This is a genomic window from Pantoea sp. X-Soil-ISGK-355, from assembly GCF_059730805.1.
Genome location: NZ_AP035973.1, coordinates 1 through 20,481 on the forward strand (window position 1 = coordinate 1; position 20,481 = coordinate 20,481).

17 protein-coding genes are annotated in these 20,481 nt (G+C 54.9%); 10 read left to right on the forward strand and 7 right to left on the reverse strand.

Annotated elements, in window-relative coordinates; all coding sequences use genetic code 11:
- The first annotated feature begins 200 nt into the window (after positions 1-200).
- The 7 genes from AC6I8J_RS21275 to AC6I8J_RS21305 all read left to right on the forward strand — a co-directional run bounded on the left by AC6I8J_RS21275 (position 201) and on the right by AC6I8J_RS21305 (position 9,095).
- Positions 201-1,403, forward strand: a complete 1,203-nt coding sequence (locus tag AC6I8J_RS21275; RefSeq protein ID WP_161736566.1) for an AAA family ATPase — start codon at positions 201-203, stop codon at positions 1,401-1,403.
- On the forward strand, positions 1,400-2,371 hold the full coding sequence (locus AC6I8J_RS21280; protein WP_161736565.1) for a ParB family protein: 972 nt from the start codon (positions 1,400-1,402) through the stop codon (positions 2,369-2,371). Before AC6I8J_RS21275 ends, AC6I8J_RS21280 begins: the two co-directional genes overlap by 4 nt.
- A gap of 220 nt (positions 2,372-2,591) precedes the next feature.
- Complete coding sequence (gene cscK / locus AC6I8J_RS21285) at positions 2,592-3,518, forward strand: fructokinase (protein ID WP_497825851.1); 927 nt, start codon at positions 2,592-2,594, stop codon at positions 3,516-3,518.
- 160 nt (positions 3,519-3,678) lie between these two features.
- Positions 3,679-5,214 carry a carbohydrate porin gene (locus tag AC6I8J_RS21290; RefSeq protein WP_497825852.1) on the forward strand — a complete coding sequence of 512 codons (1,536 nt, stop codon included), beginning with the start codon at positions 3,679-3,681 and terminating at the stop codon, positions 5,212-5,214.
- A 67-nt stretch (positions 5,215-5,281) separates the two neighbouring features.
- Positions 5,282-6,652, forward strand: coding sequence for a sucrose-specific PTS transporter subunit IIBC (locus tag AC6I8J_RS21295; protein ID WP_161736562.1), 1,371 nt, complete (start codon positions 5,282-5,284; stop codon positions 6,650-6,652).
- A complete protein-coding gene (locus AC6I8J_RS21300) occupies positions 6,652-8,061 on the forward strand; it encodes a sucrose-6-phosphate hydrolase (protein ID WP_222925681.1) in 1,410 nt (469 codons plus the stop codon). The genes AC6I8J_RS21295 and AC6I8J_RS21300 overlap by 1 nt, the downstream gene beginning before the upstream one ends.
- 29 nt (positions 8,062-8,090) lie before the next feature.
- Positions 8,091-9,095, forward strand: a complete 1,005-nt coding sequence (locus AC6I8J_RS21305; RefSeq protein WP_222925680.1) for a substrate-binding domain-containing protein — start codon at positions 8,091-8,093, stop codon at positions 9,093-9,095.
- 28 nt (positions 9,096-9,123) lie between these two features.
- Here the strand turns inward: AC6I8J_RS21305 and AC6I8J_RS21310 are convergent, their stop codons facing one another.
- The 6 genes from AC6I8J_RS21310 to AC6I8J_RS21335 all read right to left on the reverse strand — a co-directional run bounded on the left by AC6I8J_RS21310 (position 9,124) and on the right by AC6I8J_RS21335 (position 14,279).
- Positions 9,124-10,314: a cytochrome P450 gene (locus AC6I8J_RS21310; protein WP_161736559.1), complete on the reverse strand. Its 1,191-nt coding sequence runs from the start codon at positions 10,312-10,314 to the stop codon at positions 9,124-9,126.
- Positions 10,315-10,336: 22 nt separating this feature from the next.
- The gene (locus AC6I8J_RS21315) at positions 10,337-10,882 is read right to left on the reverse strand and encodes a chorismate mutase (RefSeq protein WP_161736558.1); all 546 of its coding nucleotides are present in this window, start codon (positions 10,880-10,882) and stop codon (positions 10,337-10,339) included.
- A 321-nt stretch (positions 10,883-11,203) separates the two neighbouring features.
- Positions 11,204-12,370, reverse strand: coding sequence for a zinc-dependent alcohol dehydrogenase (locus tag AC6I8J_RS21320; protein WP_033735119.1), 1,167 nt, complete (start codon positions 12,368-12,370; stop codon positions 11,204-11,206).
- The gene (locus AC6I8J_RS21325; RefSeq protein WP_161736556.1) at positions 12,371-12,904 is read right to left on the reverse strand and encodes an SRPBCC family protein; all 534 of its coding nucleotides are present in this window, start codon (positions 12,902-12,904) and stop codon (positions 12,371-12,373) included.
- 96 nt (positions 12,905-13,000) lie between these two features.
- Complete coding sequence (locus AC6I8J_RS21330; RefSeq protein ID WP_497825853.1) at positions 13,001-13,339, reverse strand: hypothetical protein; 339 nt, start codon at positions 13,337-13,339, stop codon at positions 13,001-13,003.
- A 28-nt stretch (positions 13,340-13,367) separates the two neighbouring features.
- Entirely contained in the window at positions 13,368-14,279 is a 912-nt protein-coding gene (locus tag AC6I8J_RS21335) for an N-acetyltransferase (protein ID WP_497825854.1), read from the reverse strand.
- Positions 14,280-14,755: 476 nt separating this feature from the next.
- Here AC6I8J_RS21335 and AC6I8J_RS21340 point away from each other — a divergent pair, with 476 nt between their 5' ends.
- The gene (locus AC6I8J_RS21340; protein ID WP_061061018.1) at positions 14,756-14,965 is read left to right on the forward strand and encodes a hypothetical protein; all 210 of its coding nucleotides are present in this window, start codon (positions 14,756-14,758) and stop codon (positions 14,963-14,965) included.
- A 396-nt stretch (positions 14,966-15,361) separates the two neighbouring features.
- A complete protein-coding gene (locus tag AC6I8J_RS21345) occupies positions 15,362-16,945 on the forward strand; it encodes a sensor domain-containing diguanylate cyclase (RefSeq protein WP_497825855.1) in 1,584 nt (527 codons plus the stop codon).
- A 24-nt stretch (positions 16,946-16,969) separates the two neighbouring features.
- Here the strand turns inward: AC6I8J_RS21345 and AC6I8J_RS21350 are convergent, their stop codons facing one another.
- On the reverse strand, positions 16,970-18,751 hold the full coding sequence (locus AC6I8J_RS21350; protein ID WP_222925675.1) for a GGDEF and EAL domain-containing protein: 1,782 nt from the start codon (positions 18,749-18,751) through the stop codon (positions 16,970-16,972).
- Between the two features lie 347 nt (positions 18,752-19,098).
- Between AC6I8J_RS21350 and AC6I8J_RS21355 the strand changes: the two genes are divergently transcribed.
- On the forward strand, positions 19,099-20,481 hold the full coding sequence (locus AC6I8J_RS21355) for a methyl-accepting chemotaxis protein (RefSeq protein ID WP_497825856.1): 1,383 nt from the start codon (positions 19,099-19,101) through the stop codon (positions 20,479-20,481).

Sequence of the window (20,481 nt, forward strand, 5' to 3'; positions counted from 1 at the left end):
CTGATGTCTGTTCAACATACTCAAACTGAATGAACAAAAGTCATAGAGCTTAAGCAAACCTCTTTTACAGCCAACCATAAATCTCAGATCATCATTCCACTACCTGAGACAAAAAATCCAGGTTTTTGGCATTTTCCTAAAAAATTGGCAGATATTCGCTTTTTGTGTAGTATGCAAAAAACATTAACGCAGAGGGGCTTATGAAGCGTGATTATGGTGGAGTGCTGGAGATGGCAACACGTGCCAACTCCATGTTACATGGACTTAGTGACCACATTGAGCAGCAGCGTCAGGAATTTAACCAGACAGGGTTTTACCAGACTTTCTCTCGCAATGCTGTAGCAAATATGCCACTGCTGAGTAAGCACGCTGTCGTCGCAGCGATTAGTGATATGGAAGCAGCAGGATACCAGTTTGGTAAAAAGCAAACCGGCAGTACATCGCAATATGCCCTGACCATTCAGAACGTCGTCGACATTTATCAGCATCGTAAAGTGCCTAAATATCGCGATCGGCATGCTGGCCCCTTTGTCGTGTTTGTTGTCAGTCTTAAAGGCGGCGTCTCTAAAACCGTCAGCACCGTGACGCTGGCTCACGGTATGCGCGCCCATCCTTCTATGCTGCACAATGACCTGCGTATACTGGTTATCGATCTGGATCCACAGGCATCGAGCACGATGTTCCTGAGCCATACCAACAGTGTCGGTTCCGTACTGGAAACAGCAGCGCAGGCTATGCTCAACGATCTGGATGCAGATCAGCTTCGTGAGCAGTTTATTAAGCCTACCGTTATGCCCGGCGTTGACGTTATTCCGGCCTCAATCGATGATGGCTTCGTTGCCAGCGACTGGGAAGAGCTGGTTGCTGAACATCTGCCCGGTGTTGCGCCTTCAGAGGTCCTTCGCCGTAATGTGATCGATCGTCTGGCAGGTGACTATGATTTTATCTTCCTTGATACCGGTCCTCATCTTGATTCCTTTATGCTGAATGCCATCGCGGCCAGCGATGTGCTGTTGACACCGACGCCACCGGCACAGGTCGATTTCCATTCCACCATGAAGTATCTGACGCGCCTGCCAGAAATGCTGGAGCGTATCGAGTCCGAAGGTATCGAACCGCGGCTCAAAGCTAATATCGGCTTTATGTCTAAGATGACATCCAAGCATGACCACCTGACGTCGCAAAGTTATGCACGTGAGGTGTTTACTAAATCGATGCTGGACTGTGGCTTACCCCGTCTTGATGGATTCGAGCGTTGTGGCGAATCCTTTGACACGGTAATCAGTGCTAATCCCGCTTCCTATCCCGGCAGTGCAGACGCCCTGCGTAAAGCCAAATATGAAGCTGAGCAGTTCTCAAGGGCTGTGTTTGATCGCATCGAATATATCAGGAGTACCCTGTGAGCAAACCTATACAGCGCATTGGCCGCAAGTTCGGCGATTCTGCTATTGCGAACATGATCGACAGCAGCAGCCAGTCGCGCACCTTTACGCTGAAGTCAGGTGCGAAGGCAACTTTTGTGCGCCAGCTGGTCCTGCATGATGATATAGAAACCCGAACCAGTGTTGACCCGAAGATCAACGGACGTGATCAGAGCACGCTGACGCCGGAATCGCTGCAGGAAATCACCCGTACGATTACACTGCAGCAGTTTTTCCCGGCCATTGGTCGCGTAAACGGCGACCGGATTGAGATTATGGATGGTTCGCGCCGTCGTGCTGCCTGCATTCTTTCCGGGGCCAGTCTGGAAGTGCTGGTTACTGCAGATGAACTGAGCCTCAGCGATGCGCGTCAGCTGGCTGCTGATATTCAGACGGCTAAAGAGCATAACCTGCGTGAATTAGGTCTGCGCTTTATGCTTATGAACGAAAGTGGCATGAGCAAATCAGAAATTGCTAAAGCGGAAGGCATCTCAAACGCTAAGGTCTCACGTGCATTTCAGGCCGCATCTGTGCCCGCTGAGTTTATCGAACTCTTCCCGGTCGTTTCTGAGCTGACCCTTCAGGATTATCAGTTACTGCTTGATGTCTGGGAGGAGGCGAAAGCGGAAGCGATGGATGCCGCCGGACTGGTCAGCGAAATCCAGCAAAAGCTGGAGGCAGATGATTCACTGCAAAACGCTAATTCAGATGAGAAGAAGAGCGCAATCCTGAATGGTTTCAAAAGCGCCCGTCGTCAGTTAAAAAAACCTGCACCGGTCAGCAAAATGGTGACGGAAAAGCTGGCAACGTTTACTACAGCCAATACCTATGCGCGTCGTAAAACCAACGATGAGAAGCGCACCGTGCAGTATGAATTCAGTCGTTTGCCAAAAGAGATTGCTGAACAGATTGATGCGTCGATCAGACAGATACTCTCTACGCTTAAATAATCTTCATCACACATCACTGACAATCAAACCGGCCGCTGTGCCGGTTTTTTTTATACCTGACCTCTGCCCGTAATTATCGGACATGTGCCTGTTCGGCTCTCTACCATAAACGTCTTATGTTAATCACATATCACTTCAGCATGTTAATGCTTGAACCTTACGCCATTTAGCGCTATAGCTAAAACGGTTTAGCTTTCAGGTTTAATCATAGGAGTTTTTTATGTCTGTTCGCGTATGGTGCCTCGGGGATGCCGTGGTCGATTTGCTACCCGAAATGCCGGGGCGCCTGATGCAATGTCCTGGTGGAGCACCGGCCAATGTTGCCGTTGGCATTGCCCGACTGCAGGGAAACAGCGGTTTTATCGGACGGGTGGGTGCCGATCCTTTTGGTGAGTTTATGCGGCAGACGCTAAATGAGGAGAATGTTGATACCCGCTATATGATCGCTGATTCACAGCATCGCACGTCAACCGTGGTGGTCGGTCTGGATGAGCAGGGCGAGCGCACCTTTACCTTTATGGTGCGGCCCAGTGCCGACCTGTTTCTTGAAACGTCCGATCTGCCCGAATTTAATCGAGGGGAGTGGCTGCATTGCTGTTCAATTGCCTTAGCGGCGGAACCTTCACGCACCGCGACGCTGACCGCTATGAAACAGATTCGGGCGGCAGGCGGCCATGTCAGTTTCGATTTAAATCTGCGGGAAGATCTCTGGCCCGACCCGGCGCTGCTGCATACGGTGGTGAACGAGGCCCTCAGTCATACAGACGTGGTGAAACTCTCCGACGAAGAACTCGACTTTCTCAGCCCGGCTCAGGAAGCGGCTGTCAGCATGCCGCAGCTGGCCGCAAAATTCAGCATTCGCTTGTTACTGGTGACACGGGGCAGGGAAGGGGTGATGGCCTGTTATCAGGGCCGAATCACCCACCATGCTACCACGCCCGTTAACAGCGTCGATACTACCGGTGCAGGTGATGCCTTTGTGGCCGGATTACTCTGGGAGCTGGCGAAGTCAGGTCTGCCTGTTAATGAATCGCAGCTTGTCAGCTGCCTGCTGACTGCCCAACGTTGTGGCGCACTCGCCACCACGGCAAAAGGTGCCATGACAGCACTTCCCTTGCGCCACCAGCTGGACGATCTGGCTGGCTAATCGTCATCTGACAGCCCTGTTTTGCGAGCTATCTCACAATCACTAAACCGGTTTAGCATTTTTCATTGCAGAGGGAAATTACCCGTGGCTATGATTTGCGCCTAAACCGGTTTAGCAAAAAAACCGGTGATGATAGCCTCTCCTCAGGGATATAAAAAAAATGAAACTAAGCACGTTAGCCATCGCCCTCTCTGCAATATTCTTTTCCACATCCGTCTGGGCCGATCCCAGCATGAGCAGCATCGAAGCCCGCCTGGCGGCAATGGAGCAGCGACTGCAGGCTGCCGAGCAGCGGGCGAATGCGGCTGAAAGCCGTGCAGAGATCGCCGAAAAACAGGCTCAGATGGCTGAACGGCAGGCTCAGCAGCTGGCGGCGGTTCAGCAGCAGACCCAGACCTCCACCGCTGAGGTCGCGCAGCGCACCGCGAAACTGGAACAAAAATCTGCCGATGAAGGTGGCTTTGAGTTCCACGGTTATGCCCGCTCCGGATTATTGATGAACAGCTCCGCCGCCAAAACGCAGGGCGGCCCGACCGTAACCCCGGCTGGAGAAACCGGCGGTCACGTCGGGCGTCTGGGTAATGAGCCGGATACCTACGTTGAGCTCAACCTTGAACATAAGCAGACGCTGGATAATGGTGCCACCACCCGCTTCAAAGCGATGCTGGCCGATGGACAGCGCACTTATAACGACTGGACGGCCGCCAGCAGCGATCTCAACCTGCGTCAGGCGTTTGTCGAACTGGGACAGCTTCCCACCTTCAGCGGTGCATTCGATAACGCAACGGTCTGGGCAGGTAAGCGTTTTGATCGTGATAACTTTGATATTCACTGGATCGACTCCGATGTCGTGTTCCTTGCCGGAACCGGCGCCGGTATTTACGACATGAAATGGGCAGAGCAGGCGCGCAGCAACCTCTCGCTTTATGGTCGTACCTTTGGTGACATCGAAAACAATGAAAACACCGCGCAGAACTACATCCTGTCGCTGAATAATTTTGTCGGCCCGGTGCAGATGATGGTCAGCGGTATGCGGGCGAAAGATAACGACGATCGTCGGGATATCGACGGCCTCCGTGTTAAAAGCGATGCGGCCGGAACCGGCGTCCATGCGCTGCTGGGCCTTCATAACGACAGCTTTTATGGGCTGACAGAAGGCACGTCAAAAACAGCCCTGCTCTATGGTCATGGCCTGGGCGCTGAGGTGAAGTCGATTGGTTCTGACGGCGCACTGTTGCCGGAAGCGAACACCTGGCGGCTGGCAAGTTACGGGATCACTCCCCTTGGCGGCGGCTGGCACATTGCGCCCGCCTTACTGGCACAGCGCAGTGACGATCGCTACGTCAAAGGTGACAGCTACGACTGGGCGACAGTCAACCTGCGGCTGATTCAGGAAATCACGCAGAACTTCGAGATGCAGTATGAAGGCTCTTATCAGTATATGGATCTGCGTCCGGAAGGTTACAACAACCGTAACGCGGTCAGCGGCAGCTTCACCAAACTTACTGTTGCGCCAACCCTGAAAGCCGGTGATGTCGGCGACTTCCTTAAACGTCCGGAAATTCGTCTGTTTGCAACCTGGATGAACTGGGATCACCGGCTGGATAACTATGCCAGTGACGACGCGTTCGGCAGCAAAGGTTTCGATGCCGGCGGTGAATGGAACTTCGGTGTACAGATGGAAACCTGGTTCTGATCGGGCGGCCCCGGCTGCCGGGGCCTGAACGTCACGCGGATAAAAACATAACAAGAGTGAGGTATGTATGGACTATGTAAAAATATCGCGGGCCCTGCTGCCCCTGCTGGGTGGTAAAGAGAACATCGCCAGCGCGGCTCATTGCGCGACCCGACTGCGGCTGGTGCTGGCGGATGATGAGAAGGCGGACACCAAAGCGATTGGCCAGATTGAAGGCGTTAAAGGCTGCTTCCGCAACGCGGGACAGCTTCAGGTTATCTTCGGCACCGGCGTGGTGAATAAGGTCTACGCCGCTTTTATCGCCGAGGCGGGCATCAGCGAATCGAGCAAGTCAGAAGCTGCTGATATTGCCGCCCGCAAGCTCAATCCTTTCCAGCGCATCGCTCGCCTGCTATCGAACATCTTTGTGCCGATCATTCCGGCGATCGTGGCGTCGGGTCTGCTGATGGGCCTGCTGGGGATGGTTAAAACCTACGGCTGGGTCAATCCGGAAAATGCGCTCTATATCATGCTGGATATGTGCAGCTCGGCGGCCTTTATTATCCTGCCGATCCTGATTGGTTTTACGGCGGCCCGCGAGTTTGGCGGTAACCCGTTTCTGGGTGCCACGCTGGGCGGCATTCTGACGCATCCGGCGCTGACCAACGCCTGGGGCGTTGCCGCCGGTTTCCACACCATGAACTTTTTCGGCATTGAAGTGGCGATGATTGGCTATCAGGGTACGGTATTCCCGGTACTGCTGGCGGTGTGGTTTATGAGCATGCTGGAAAAGCAGCTGCGTCGGGTGATCCCGGATGCGCTCGATCTGATCCTGACCCCGTTCCTGACGGTGATTATCTCCGGCTTTGTCGCGCTGCTGATTATCGGTCCGGCGGGCCGTATGCTGGGCGATGGTATCTCCTTTGTGCTCAGCACTCTGATTGCGCACGCCGGCTGGCTGGCAGGTCTGGTATTTGGCGGACTCTATTCGGTAATTGTCATCACCGGTGTCCATCACAGCTTCCATGCGATTGAGGCGGGACTGCTGGGCAATCCTTCGATTGGCGTGAACTTCCTGCTGCCCATCTGGGCGATGGCAAACGTCGCTCAGGGCGGGGCCTGCCTGGCGGTGTGGTTCAAAACCCGCGATGCGAAGATCAAGGCGATTTCGCTGCCCTCCGCGTTTTCAGCACTGCTGGGGATCACCGAGGCGGCCATTTTTGGTATCAACCTGCGGTTTATGAAACCCTTTATCGCGGGTCTGGTGGGCGGCGCGCTGGGCGGTGCCTGGGTGGTGTCGGTCCATGTTTATATGACGGCGGTCGGACTGACCGGCCTGCCGGGTATGGCGATTGTCAAAGCGGGTTCTCTGCTCAATTATGTCATCGGCGTTGCTATCGCGTTCACCACCGCGTTTGTAATCTCTTATCTGCTCAAATACAAAACGGACTCTGAATAATGGCCTCATCAACACGTCTTGCCGCCATTCTGCAGGCGGTGATGCAGGGTATGCCAAAGGCGCTCAGCGACAGCCACTATCCTGGCTGGCATCTGGCACCGGTTACCGGGCTGCTTAACGATCCCAACGGCTTCATCCATTTCGACGGTCACTATCATCTCTTCTACCAGTGGAACGCGCTGGGCTGTGCGCATCAGCATAAATGCTGGGGGCACTGGCGCTCAGCCGATCTGCTGAACTGGGAGCATCAGCCCATCGCGTTGATGCCGGATGAGGAGTATGACCGCAGTGGCTGCTACTCCGGCAGCGCAGTCGACGATAACGGCGTACTGACACTGGTCTACACCGGCAACGTAAAATTCGATGATGGTTCGCGCACGGCGTGGCAGTGCCTGGCACAGCAGAACAGCGCGGGCGGTTTTGACAAGCTTGGCCCGGTCATTGCCGTGCCGGAGGGTTATACAGGCCACGTTCGCGATCCTAAAGTGTGGCGTCATGACGATCGCTGGTACATGGTGCTGGCGGCACAGAATATGCAGCGGCAGGGCAGGGTGCTTCTGCTGCGTTCTGACACGCTGCGGGAGTGGCAGAATCTCGGCGAGATCGCGGGCAGTGAACTGGGCGGCCTGGATGCCGCGGGTTATATGTGGGAGTGCCCGGATATGTTCACGCTCGGCGACAGCACCTATCTGATCTGCTGTCCGCAGGGCGTTGCGCCCGAAGAGAAGCGTTATCTGAACAGTCACGCCTGTGCCTGGCTGAGTGGGGAGCTGGATTATCAGCAGCCTGCATATCAGCACGGCCCGCTGAACGAAATGGATGCCGGCTTTGAATTTTATGCTCCGCAAACCACGCTGACCGCTGATGGCCGACGTCTGCTGGTGGGCTGGATGGGGACGCCGGACGGTGAAGAGATGGCCCAGCCAACCGTGGCGCAGGGGTGGATCCACCAGATGACCTGTCTGCGCGAGCTGAGCTCACGTAACGGCCGGCTCTGTCAGCAGCCCATCGCGGAACTGCAGGCCTTGCGCGGGAACGAGCAGCACTATCAGGGCCGCGCCGATGATGCGCCGCCGATTGCCGCCCAGCGGCTTGAAATTGAGCTTGCGAGCCAGGGCGACATCGAACTCAATTTCGCCGATACCCTGATCCTGACCTGGCAACACAACGAACTGCGGCTTGCCCGTCGCAGCCTGGTGTCAGGTGAATGGATAACCCGCTACTGGACCGGTGCAGCGCGTCGATTGCAGATCCTGTGTGACCATTCGAGCGTTGAGATCTTCATCAACGACGGGGAAGGGGTGATGAGCAGCCGCTATTTTCCGGACCAGCCGGCGCTGCTGACCCTGCGCGGGCGCGCAGAACTGCAGGCCCGCTACTGGTCGTTACGTCGCTGCATGGTAGAATAAACCCTTGTTTCACTAACCGATGTCTTGTCGTGAGAAAAACAAAACGCGTTACCATCAGTGATATCGCCGGGCTGGCCGGAGTTTCAAAAGCCACTGCCAGCCTGGTGCTCAACGGCCGTGGCGAAGAGTTACGGGTCGCGAAGGAGACGCGAGAGCGGGTTCTGACGCTGGCCCGCGAACACCATTATCAGCCCAGTATCCATGCGCGGATGTTGCACGATGCCCGCAGTCATACGCTGGGGCTGGTGGTACCGGAGATCACTAACCACGGTTTCGCTGCCTTTTCTCATGCGCTGGAAAATCTCTGCCGCGCAGCGGGTCTGCAGCTGCTGATCTCCTGTACCGACGAAAATGCCGGTCAGGAGAGGGTCGTAGTCAACAATCTGGTGGCACGTCAGGTCGACGGGCTGATTGTTGCCTCCAGTATGCTAACCGACAGCGACTATGTCAGCCTCAGCGAACAGCTGCCGGTGCTGCTGTTTGACCGCCACATGAACAACACGAAGCTGCCATGGGTCATCACCGATGCCGTGACGCCCACCGCTGAGCTGGTTGAAAAGCTGGCGCGCGCCTGTCCGGAGGAGATCTACTTTATGGGCGGACAGTCCGATCTTTCCCCGACCCAGGATCGTCTGGCGGGATTCAGAGAGGGGCTGGCGCGGGCGGGTGTGACGCTGCAGCCGGAGTGGATTATTCAGGGGAACTACCATCCCGGCAGCGGCTACGAGATGTTTGCCGCGCTATGTAAGCGACTGGGGCGTCCACCCAAAGCGATGTTCACTGCGGCCTGCGGCCTGCTGGAAGGGGTACTGCGCTACATGAGTGAGCACAACCTGCTGACCAGCGATATCCGCATCGCCAGTTTTGATGACCACTATCTCTATGATTCACTCTCGATTTCTGTCGACACTATAGAGCAGAATGTTCCGGCGCTCGCGCAGGCCTGTTTTTCTATGCTGACCACGATGATTGCCGGAAATGATCCAGCAGACAGCCAACTGGTGCTGCCCGCCACGCTGCGTCTGCGCGGTTAATCGCCGGGCGCAGCTGGCCCGGGCGGCTTTACCACTCGACCGGCAGTGCGCTGACACCGCGCAGGTTGGCTCTGTGGTTGCGGCGAACCCCGGCGGTTACCAGCCGCATGGCTGGCAGTCGGGTCAGCAGTACCTGTAACGCCACCTCCATTTCCGCCAGTGCCAGCCGGTAGCCCATGCAGTGATGTATCCCGCCACCGAATGCCAGGCAGCGTCCCTCATGCCGACGGATATTGACCCGCTCCGGCGAGGTAAAGACAAGCGGGTCGTGATTGGCTGCGCCCAGACTCAGAAAGAAGCGCGTTCCGGGCGGGATGAGCTGGCCTGCCACCTCAATCTCTTCCAGCGTCGTGCGGTAAAGCATCTGGACCGAACTGTCGTAGCGCAGACATTCCTGTATAGCATCGGGTATCAGCGCAAGATTCTGCTGCAGACATGCCAGTTCCTGCGGATGGTCATGCAAAGCCAGAATGGTATTACAGAGCATATTTGAGGTGGTCTCATGACCGGCAAGAAACAGAAGTATCACATTGGCGATGATCTCATCGTGACTTAGCCGGTCACCGTCGTTACCGCTACGCAGGAAAAGGGACACCAGATCACTGGCGCTGCTGTCACGGCGCGCGACGATCAGGGCGCTGAAGTAACTCTCCAGTACGGCAAACGCATCGGCGGCTTCAAGCAGATCTGTCTGGCTGATTTGCGGGTCGAAAACTTTGACCAGCACAGACGTAAGTCGACCCAGTTCAGGCGCATCCGACTCCGGGACTCCCAGCATCCTGCAGATAATGCGTACCGGTAGCGGAAAAGCGAATGCCTGGACTAAATCGCAGGTGCGAAGGCCTGCCAGTGCATCAACCAGATCATTGGCTATCGTCAGCGCCATCTCTCTGAGGGGATGAATCTCCCGGGCGCTGAACGCTTTCATGACCAGTGCTCTCAACCGGTTGTGGTCCGGCGGATTCAGCACCAGAAACATTCTGCCGATGCTCTGAAACAGCGGCATGTCGGCGGCGGCATCACCAAATCTTAACCTGACACTTTCTATATAATTCTTACCGACCCGCCGATCGTTCAGCAGGGCATCCACCACCGCGTGACTGCCGCTGATGATGATCTTATCCCCGGCTGGAATAAGCGGGCCCTGCCGATGGAGTTTCCGATAAAGCGGTAAGGGATTGTCAGCGTAGTCGGGGTTCATGAGTTCATGAAGCTGCATAGCTTACTCCAGGGCTTGAGGATTAATGCGAGCGCTGAATGCGGGCGAGGGAAGCGAAAAGGTTGTTTTTATCACTTTCGCTGAGGTGGGGGGCCGTGAGCTGTGACATCAGAAACACGTTGTCCTCCTGCGAGAAGCTACCGGTCATCAGGCGCTGGCTGATCGCAGCCAGGAGCTGGGTATCCAGCCGTTCAATCTGCTGCCGGGTCCCGGCCAGATCGGTGACGGATACGTCACTCTCCGGTGTTGAGAGCCAGTCAGCCCGATAGCGATACTGAATCGCTTTGCTGGCGTTCATCAGAGCCTGGACAAAAGGTTCAACCGATTGAGGTTCAAGTCCTGCCTGCTGCGCGTTATGCAGCATATTTTCCAGAACAACCTGCTCACGAGGCAGATCCTCAACAGGTAAATGATGCTGCGCCTTATAACCTGCCACAGCCTTCATGACCTGCATGCGTTCATTCAATGCGGTGGAAAGCGCGTCGAGTGATACGGAAGAAACCGAACCTGCGAAAACGTTGCTGCACATGAACAGTGAAGAGAGAAAAACCGCCACATATTGCGTCATTGGCCTGCTCCATAAATGAAAACTGGCACTAATTTACGCATGAAAAAATAACTTAGTGTGATTATTTTGTTTTCAAAATGTGAACAGGCAGAAGTGTCCGCATGGCGTTTGCAGGGATATGATTCAGATGTGTTTTTTTCACTTCACGTTCATAAAAAATTCATATCTGCATGGCGTTATGGTGGGTTAATTCAGATTCAGCCTGGCCGTGACAGGCTCTTATCATCTGTCTTTCAGCGTCCGAAAATAAGTGGGATTTTTGCCAGGGTTCAGGAAAGGTCTCGCCGGGCGGCAGCGCCGCCCGAATCGGTTTATGTGTTTTCAGGGTACGAACACGGCACGAACGCAGCCATCTTCTTTGTGTTTAAACATCTCATAGCCTCGCGGGGCCTCTTCCAGTGGAAAACGATGTGTCGCCATAAAAGCCGGATTAAGTTCATTTCTGGCAACATGCTCCAGCAGGCGATGCATGTAGCGTTGCCCGTGCTGCTGGGCGGTACGAATAGTCAGGCTTTTATTAATCATCAGCCCCAGCGGAAACTTATCCATCACGCCATACACCCCCAGAATCGCGATGTTGCCGCCTTTACGGCAGGCATATAACGCCTGGCGCAAGGCTGCACCGACATCCGTTTCCAGATGCAGCATCTGTTTGGTCTTGTCATAGACCTGACTTAATCCTTCACCGCGGGCTTCCATGCCGACAGCATCAATACAGCTGTCCGGGCCGCGCCCGCCGGTTAATTCCAGCAGCGCTTCGTTGATATCGACCTCGGTGTAATCCAGCGTGATGCTGCCTGCGAAGTCGCGTGCCATGGCCAGCCGTTCAGGATAGCGATCGATACCAATGACCTGATGCGCACCCATCAGCCAGGCGCTTTGCTGTGCCATCAGTCCGACACCGCCACAGCCCCAGACCACTACGGTGTCACCCGGATGAATATTACAGAAGTCGGCACCCATATACCCGGTCGGCGTCGCATCGGAGAGGAACAGCGCCTGCTCATCGGTTACGCCTTCGGGCACGACGAAGCAATCATTGTCGGCAAAGGGCACGCGAACATACTCTGCATGTGAACCCGCATAACCGCCAAACGCGTGGCTGTAGGCGTAAATGCCGCCCGTGGCATGACCCAGCACCGTTTCGCCTTTCTCCCACTGCGGATGCGTATTGTCACAGCAGGAGGGCAACTGATGCTGGCAATACCAGCAGGAGCCACAGGAGATAAAAGAGGGCACCACTACCCGATCGCCGCGCCGGATATTTTTTACCGCACGGCCAACTTCAACGACCTCGCCCATGAATTCATGACCCAGGATATCGCCCTCCCGCATACTCGGGATCAGGCCGTCAATGACGTGCAGATCGGAGCCGCAGGTGGTGGTGAGCCTGACGCGAATAATGGCATCATGAGGATTGAGCAGACCCGGGTCGGCCACGGTTTCAACGCTTAAATCGTTGACGCCATTCCAGCAGAGTGCGCGCATTTATTTCTCCTTATCCTGACGTCCGCCATGACGACCCGCAGGCTGCCCGTGCAGGGTAGGAATCTCACCGGTTTCAGCCAGACTTTTAAAGCGATGTAACGCTTTGCTGGCCACCTCTTTTGGCAGCAGATCAAATAACGTTGTTACCTTTTTTCCCAGTGCGCCACCCGGCGGCGTGAACTGCAGAGTCAGAGCCAGCTCGGTGCCCCATTCCCCCGGCGCCGGGCGCAGTCGCAGTTCACCTTCGTTAGGAATGTCTGCATCCTCAAGCGAGCGCCAGGCAATAACTTCGCCTGGCTGCGCTTCAACAATGCGGGAATCCCAGCGATAGTGTTTACCCAGTGGGCCCTCAATCTGCCAGTGTGCATCGCTTTTATTGACCGGTGTCACGCTGGCAAAGTGGCTCATAATGCGGGGCAGAGTATCGGGCTCAAGCCACAGGTTAAAAAGCTCGGTAGCGGGCAGGCCCACAGTAATCCAGCGCCGTAGCGTGAGGGTATTATCACTGGCGGTAATCAGAGATGTTGATGTCAAAATGTCCTCCGATAGTTCTCTCAGTGGAACAAAATCACTGATTTTGAGTTAAGAACAGCTGGCGGAATTTTGCGAGCGAAGCCGCGCCCTGCAGGGCTATAAAGCTTCTGCGATGCATGCCGGGTTATGCGAATAGAGAGGCGTCATGCCTGTCGGATAGTCGGTAGAATACGTGCCGCCAGTTTGGTCATTTTTAGCAGCAAAAAGAGGCAGATATGTCTGTAACTGAAACGTCAGCCCGGGGGTGAAAATGTCGCGGAACTCGTCGGGACCCTGGAAAAACAGGCGGCGAACCGTGCGGATGTCAACTGGCACGACGGTCTGCAAAGCAGCACCAGAATCGCACTGGAAAAAAGTAATCATGTGGTTGAGGCAAAACGGATCGGCGCAGAAGAGAGCCTGAACCTGAAGCTGCGTGTTTACAGCATTCAGCATAAATTGATTGAGCTGGCGCTGGGGTGATTTAAATGGCCCGCTGGTCCGCCCGTAAATCTGCTGGGGTAAAAAAGTGATATTTCAGCACGCAGCGCCGTCCGGCATTTTGCGCGCTTCGCAGAGAAGGCGTATTGCCGGGCAGAATGGTGCCGGTCAGCATCGCATGCTGACCACAGTAATGGTGAAGCTGCTGCAGCAGACGCTGTTGAGCGCGTGCAGCGAGTCCACGACCCTGATACACCGGCAGAATCACCTCATCCATGATCTGAAATCCCTCAATAAAAGCCAGTCGTCGCGGCACACAAATCATCAGCCCAGCCACCATGCCCTGCCAGAGGATCAGAAAAACATGCCCTCCGGCAATATCGTCCCGTAATTCCTGCCTGCTGGTGGCCATCAGCTGATCCCGCAGATGCGGAAGCGTGTGCCTGCTGGCACGATAAGCGCGGTTAATGGCGGAGCTACAGAGGGGATAATCTTTCCGGCAGGCCGTAATCAGCGAAATCTCTTCGTCGTCAGACGCGGAGTGTGAGCCTGGAACGCTAAGGTAAATCAGCTGATCGGTTATACCAATATCAGGATTGGTGGCAGGTAACAGAATACGCATCTTCAGCGGCTTGATCGTTTGCCACTCACGCATGATGGCGGCTGCGGCTGCGTAATCCAGTGCGCCATCACGGGCCACGATCTCAATAAAAGGCTGAGCGGGGTCGCCGCCGAGATAGCGCGGGCCGGTGAGAAAACGCTGGCCGTTAATCGTCAGTTCGCGCTGCAAAAATGTGTGCTGGGGCAGGCCGGTTTCACGCCAGGGGAAGGCGGCGGAGAAGTGATGATCGTGGCACAGGGCCTGCTGCTGAGTCAGCCAGCTGGCAAGCCAGTCGCTGAGACATTCAGATGAGACAGGCACAGTGCGGTAGAGCGATAACATATAATTCAGCATAAGATTCCTTATTGCCCGCCGTCAGTAATCTCCTGCCTCTCTGCGTACACTACAGAACCGTGCCGATAAGGCTGCTGAGAGTGTAAACGATACGTTCGCTTTATGACCATCACCATCGCATCGTTCAGCAGGAATATTTAACGTTTCATAACGGTTCCGGACCTGCCGCACACACGTTCTCATGCCGGAAATGGAGTCAGATAAACGTCATCCTCCTGTGCGCTTATTATTGCCGCCGGCTGTGCTGATTTAAAAAACAAAGAGTATTTCCCCGATTTTTGGCATGTTACGCAAACATGGTCAAATTAATTGATGTAATGGGGCTAAGTTGCCCAAAAATTAAATGAAAAATAAAAATATTCATTTTTTACGTAAATATGACGGAATCAGATAATCGGCGGCCGGTAAATGGATTATGCTTAACAGGCTGTTCAATAATTATAAGATTTACGATCTTTTTAACTCCCGGGGGTTATATGGTCCATATTGATTTATGTACCAAAGAGGGTGTGATGAAGGCTTATGCTTTCCAGACGCCCATGCAGGCGATGAACCTGCTGGATAAAATTAAAGATGATGAATTCCAATGGTTTAATCTGGAGTGGGAAGGGTGTCGCTTTACCTGCCCGCATCAGTTTATTAAAAGACTCAGCAGCCGTTCTTATATTAAGTCGTTCTGGCGTTAATCCGACCGCAATGATTAAGCCTGTGCCTGACTGCGTATTCATAACGCAGATTTAATTTAACTGTTTCCGAGCATTTCATTCACCATATTAAACGGGGCAGATTCTGCCCCGTTATTTTTCGTGCCTGCAGTACCTCACGCTGGCGCTCAGCAATAATAATGCACCTCACCTGAGACGGTCGCAGGTTAAACAGTTTCATTATTACTGCTTAATTATTTTAGGCTGCTGTTTATCAGTGCCTGAGAAATGCTCAACAAGGCCTTATGCAAGTGCGTACGGATTTGTCCTGCACCCGGCAATGCATCGTGATCCACTGTAAATCCTCTTCTTTTCTTCCCTTGACGTTAAGCATCAACTGTTACACTCAGGTGATACTTCATCCGGATCCCGACTGCAATGCCCCATAAAAAAATGCGCCTTCGTTCGCTGCTGACTTTACTTTCCATTGGGGGCGTCATTCTGACCTCCGGTCTGTTGCTGAGTGCGCTGCTACTGTTTCAGAAGGCCAATATTGAAGACAGTCTGCTAGAAGGAAACATTGCCTATGCCCGTAAACTGGCCGATACCACCGATCGTTACCTGACGACAGCGCAACGGGAATTGGCCTGGAGTGCATCGCAGATCAAGAGCCTTAGCGATCTGAAGCAGCTAAAAGCAGAAACTGAGCGCCTGCGCATGCAGTCAGGCTTCTTCAACTCGGTGGTAGTGGTTAACCATGATGCCATCATTGCGGCAACCTCACCGGATAGCCTGAATCTGACAGGCATGAAACTTCACTCAGCAGCCAGTCTGCAGGCTATTACGACCCGTAAGCCCTTTATCTCCGCGCCCTTTACCTCTGCCGCCGGAAACTATGTGGTGTTTTTATCTCAGCCGCTGTTCAGCGAAGAGGGGGGCTATCTGGGTTATATCGGCGGCACCATTTATCTAAAAAAACAGAGCATGCTGAGCGAAATCCTGAGCCAGCATTTTTATACCAAAGGATCGACGGTCAGCGTGGTCAGCAATGAGGGGCTGATTATTTTCAGTCATGACCCGACGCTTGTCGGAACAAAGATGCTGCTGAGTCTGGCCCTGCAGAAGCGCCTGTCCACCACGGAAAGTGGACATTTTACCCTGGAAAATGGAGGGCAAAGCTATCTGACCGGCTATGGCACGCTGCAGAAAACCGGCTGGAACGTATTTATTACTGGCACCTCTGAAACGGTCAGGCATATTCTGCTGCGCACGGCGGAAAGCGCCATTTGGTTCGTTCTGGGCATTATTCTCCTGACGGCCAGCGTCATCGCGTTTATGGCGGGTCGGATCGCTTCGCCACTGGAAAAGCTGGCGGACAGAGTGCGGGATGGCGGCAGCGAAGCACAGGCGGAGTCACTCGCTACTGTCAAAACCTGGTATTACGAGGCTGACCGGCTCAAAGAAGCGGTGCAGGAGCATCGCCATGCCGTGGCAGGCCATCTGGCTGCGCTTAACGATGAGGCGATGACCGATCCGCTGACCGGGCTTTGCAACCGTCGCGGATTTTCGGCGCTGGCGGCGCAGGCAGACAGTGAGCATGAACAGTGTGTCATCGCAATTGATATTGACCATTTCAAGAAGATCAATGACTGGTATGGGCATGACGCGGGCGATGCGGTTCTGGTGAATCTGGCGGCGTTGCTGCGTCAGGCCTGCCGCACCGGCGATATCGTCAGCCGGTTTGGTGGCGAGGAATTTATACTGCTGCTGCCACACACGACGCTGGCCGATGCTGCCCGTACCGCGGAACGCATCCGCGAGACGGTCTGCGCCACCACCTTCCCGTTCGCCGGGGCGATGACCATATCAGCAGGCGTGGCTTCACGGGATGACCAGAGTTGCGATCGCGAGGCGCTGCTGCGACGGGCGGATGAAGCGCTTTACGAAGCAAAAGCGGCCGGCCGCAATACGGTGATCATTGCCGGGCCGGACGGATTCAGTACGCCTGAGTCTGCCAGATAAGATTGCGGGGCAGGGAAGTCAGGATCAGCACTTACTGCGTAATCGCCAGCCAAGCCACTCATCCAGCGCCGCTTCCGGTAGCGGCCTGGAGTAGAAAAATCCCTGGGCCTGGTCGCAGCCGAACTCAGTCAGCGCCGTAACGGTTTCCGCATTCTCCACGCCTTCGGCCAGCACCATGTAATCAAGGTCTTTGAGCATTGCAATAATACTGCGGGCAATAACACGCGATGCAGTGTCAGACGAAATTTCGCTGATCAGTGAGCGGTCCAGCTTGATCACATCCAGCGGCATGCGCCGCAGATAACTGATGTTACTGTAGCCGGTACCGAAGTCATCCAGTGAAATACCAAATCCCCGTAGCTTCAGCATCTCAAGCCCCTGCATCGCGGTCGGGCTTTCCAGAATCCGTTCCGTTTCCAGACACTCAATGCCCAGCAGCGAAACCGGCAGCTTCGCTCTTAGCATCTGTTCTTCCAGTTCGTCAGCAAAACCGTCACGGGAAAAATCGCTGCTGCTGACGTTAATGGTGATGGGCAGCTGAATATAGCTGTCGCGAAGACGGGCAAGGCGGGCGATGGCGTGCTCTATGACCCAGGCGGTCAGTTCGGTAAGCAGTTGGGTTTGCCTGGCAACGGGCAAAAACTGCGCAGGCGAAAGTTCGCCGCGCTGGGGATGCTGCCAGCGGATCAGCGCTTCCAGTCCTATCGGCTTACCGCTGTGAAGGCAGATTTTCGGCTGCCAGGCGAGCCATAACCCTTTATCTTCGCGAATGGCAGTGGCCAGGTCATGCATCAGGGTGAAATCCTGGGTATGGCGCGTATCCGTGGCTTCACTGAACGGCATTGAGGCAACGTTGCGGGTAATGGCTTCGTGCAACGCGCTGACTGCCCGCCGCAGGATCTCCTGGGCAGGCAATTCACCCGTGTTGAAACTTGCCTCACCGGTATGGGTCATCAGCGCAACCGACAGCCCATCACCAAGATCGGCGCTGATCCCGGCCAGCTTATTGGCCACCCAGCTGGCAGTGAGTCTGCTCTCCTGCCGTGTCAGCAGGGCAAAGCGTCCGGTTGCTACGGTGTAAAGCATTTCTCCTGGGGCAGGGCGCAGACGCAGCGGCAGCAGTGTCGCCACATCCTTCAGCAGGCTCTCAACCGGCCCCATGCCCATTGAGCGTGCCAGTTCGTAGGCACGCGGCATATCGATACAGTCAATCAGCACCAGCCGCCGTGGCGTGGTGTCTCCGGAGGTCGCAAGGAACTGCAGGTCGCGGATCAGACGCTGACGATTGGGCAGGCCAGTTACCGGGTCGGCAAAGCCAGCCGAGTACCAGGCGTCAAGAAAGGACATCACCAGCGCTGCGAGCATTTTCAGCATTGTTACCTGATCGTCACTGAAGCGATGAGGTGCCGTGTCGGTAACGCAGAGCGTACCCAGAATCAGACCGGTACTGCTTTTAAGCGGCACGCCAGCATAGAAACGGATAAAAGGCGCGCCGGTAATCAGCTTATGGTCAGCAAAGCGGCTATCAAGCAGGGTATCAGGCACCACCACGGTGCTGTCACTGTCCACGGCGTGCCGACAGAGCGAGTCCTGTCGCGTGGAATGAGTGAGTGTGAAATTGTGCGCCGCTTTGACGTGCTGCATCTCATCATCCAGGACGGAGATAAAGCTGCCGGGAATACCAATGGCCTGGCTGGCCAGTCGGACGAACTGTCGCAACACATCGTCACGACTCTCGTCGTTACTGCGCAGCGCGTGCAGGGTTCGCGTACGGCAATCGTCGCCGCCGCTAAGGCTCATGAGCATGAATTCCTCCGCACCGTCTGGTTACGGAGCGAAATTAAACAGAAAAATTGAAGGTTATAGCGTCATGACTACAGACTATTTATGTAAAAAGAAAGAGCCATGACGATTTATTTTTTATTACACCGCCTGCCAGACCTGAACAGAATAGCAAATCAATTTTCTTTAACGAAATATTTTAAGAATGACGATTCTATTATTTTGTCGTTAAAAACTTTTAATTTACGAAATATCCTGCCAGGATAGTAAGCACAAACATAGCGTGCTATATAATAACGCATTAAAGTAGATGACATAACTTATTTTTGTTTAATTTTAACTACACCAATGACAACATCGGGGAAAACCTCATGAACTCACTCAGGCATTTCACTATTCGCCGCGTTGTGCTGTGGATAATGATCGTCTCACTGGGCGTGGTCGCGCTGGCAGGTGGCTACAGCAGTCAGATCGTGCGGGACATCTTTCGTCAGACCGATCGCTTAGCCGTGCTGACGCAGCAGCTAAGTTTTCTGACGCACAGCGCTCTTGTCATGCAGGGCGGAACAGGCGCAGATAAAAATGGCCTGATCGCCTTAACGCCGGCCAGTGCTGACTGGGATAGCTTTCGCGCAGCACTTACGACCTCACCCTCAGAGTATGCAACGGTTACCCGCGCGAAGCTGGATAGCGTGACGCAGCAGCTGGCACAAAATCAGGCTCTTCTTAACGCTGACCGGCGTCAGCTCGAGCGCGTACTGCTGGCGGCACTGCTGGCAGCATTCGCGTTGCTGCTGTTCTGCGACCGCTATCTGGTCGTCCATCTGGTGCGTCCGGTCGGTAAAATCCGCGGTCATTTAAAAATTATTGCCGGAGGTGATCTGACGCGTGAGCCGGAAGATCTGGGTCGCAACTGCGTCGGGCAACTGGTGCCGTTGGTGAAAGAGATGCAGCACAGTCTGTTGCAGACGGTCAGCGCTATTCACGACAACGCAGCCATTCTTCATCGTGAGGCTGGCGACATCGCGGCGGGTAACGCCGATCTCTCCGACCGGACCTCCACTCAGGCCGCTGCGCTGGAACAGACCGCCGCCAGCATGGAAGAGATCACGGTTACCGTGCGTCACAATGCACAGAATGCCCGTGAAGCGCGTGAACTGGCTGCCAGTACCACGGATACGACCCATCAGGGCGTGGAGCTGGTTCAGCGGGTGACGGCAGCCATCACCAGCATCGCACAGGGATCAGAGAAAATCCGGGAGTTCACCACCACCATTAATGGCATCGCATTTCAGACCAATATTCTGGCGCTCAACGCCGCCGTAGAGGCCGCCCGTGCGGGCGAGCAGGGCCGTGGTTTTGCGGTGGTTGCCAGTGAGGTACGTTCACTGGCACAGCGAAGTGCTGCAGCCGCGAAGGAGATCGAAGAGCTGATAGCTGATACCGAGGCACGCGTGGATGATGGCCGACGCGCAGCAGAGAGTGCAGGAACGACTATGGAAGCCGTGCTGCGCGGTGTCGGTGGCGTCAATGAACTGATTGGACAGATTGCGCTGGCTTCGGATGAGCAGAGCAAAGGAATTGCCCAGGTCACCGTGGCGGTGGCTGAACTTGACCGCGTGACACAGCAGAATGCAACGCTGGTCCAGCAGGTTTCGGCAACAGCAGGCAGCCTCAGTGGACAGACTGAAACGCTGGGCAGCGTCATTACCCGCTTCACCCTGCCGCTTCATGCTGTCGGAGTGGCAAACTGA

Coding starts and splice junctions, on each gene's coding strand:
- AC6I8J_RS21275 (WP_161736566.1), top strand. CDS start 201: ATGAAGCGTGATTATGGTGGAGTGCTGGAGATGGCAACACGTGCCAAC.
- cscK (WP_497825851.1), top strand. CDS start 2,592: ATGTCTGTTCGCGTATGGTGCCTCGGGGATGCCGTGGTCGATTTGCTA.
- AC6I8J_RS21290 (WP_497825852.1), top strand. CDS start 3,679: ATGAAACTAAGCACGTTAGCCATCGCCCTCTCTGCAATATTCTTTTCC.
- AC6I8J_RS21295 (WP_161736562.1), top strand. CDS start 5,282: ATGGACTATGTAAAAATATCGCGGGCCCTGCTGCCCCTGCTGGGTGGT.
- AC6I8J_RS21300 (WP_222925681.1), top strand. CDS start 6,652: ATGGCCTCATCAACACGTCTTGCCGCCATTCTGCAGGCGGTGATGCAG.
- AC6I8J_RS21310 (WP_161736559.1), bottom strand. CDS start 10,314: ATGCAGCTTCATGAACTCATGAACCCCGACTACGCTGACAATCCCTTA.
- AC6I8J_RS21315 (WP_161736558.1), bottom strand. CDS start 10,882: ATGACGCAATATGTGGCGGTTTTTCTCTCTTCACTGTTCATGTGCAGC.
- AC6I8J_RS21320 (WP_033735119.1), bottom strand. CDS start 12,370: ATGCGCGCACTCTGCTGGAATGGCGTCAACGATTTAAGCGTTGAAACC.
- AC6I8J_RS21330 (WP_497825853.1), bottom strand. CDS start 13,339: ATGCTGAATGCTGTAAACACGCAGCTTCAGGTTCAGGCTCTCTTCTGC.
- AC6I8J_RS21335 (WP_497825854.1), bottom strand. CDS start 14,279: ATGCTGAATTATATGTTATCGCTCTACCGCACTGTGCCTGTCTCATCT.
- AC6I8J_RS21340 (WP_061061018.1), top strand. CDS start 14,756: ATGGTCCATATTGATTTATGTACCAAAGAGGGTGTGATGAAGGCTTAT.
- AC6I8J_RS21345 (WP_497825855.1), top strand. CDS start 15,362: ATGCCCCATAAAAAAATGCGCCTTCGTTCGCTGCTGACTTTACTTTCC.
- AC6I8J_RS21350 (WP_222925675.1), bottom strand. CDS start 18,751: ATGCTCATGAGCCTTAGCGGCGGCGACGATTGCCGTACGCGAACCCTG.
- AC6I8J_RS21355 (WP_497825856.1), top strand. CDS start 19,099: ATGAACTCACTCAGGCATTTCACTATTCGCCGCGTTGTGCTGTGGATA.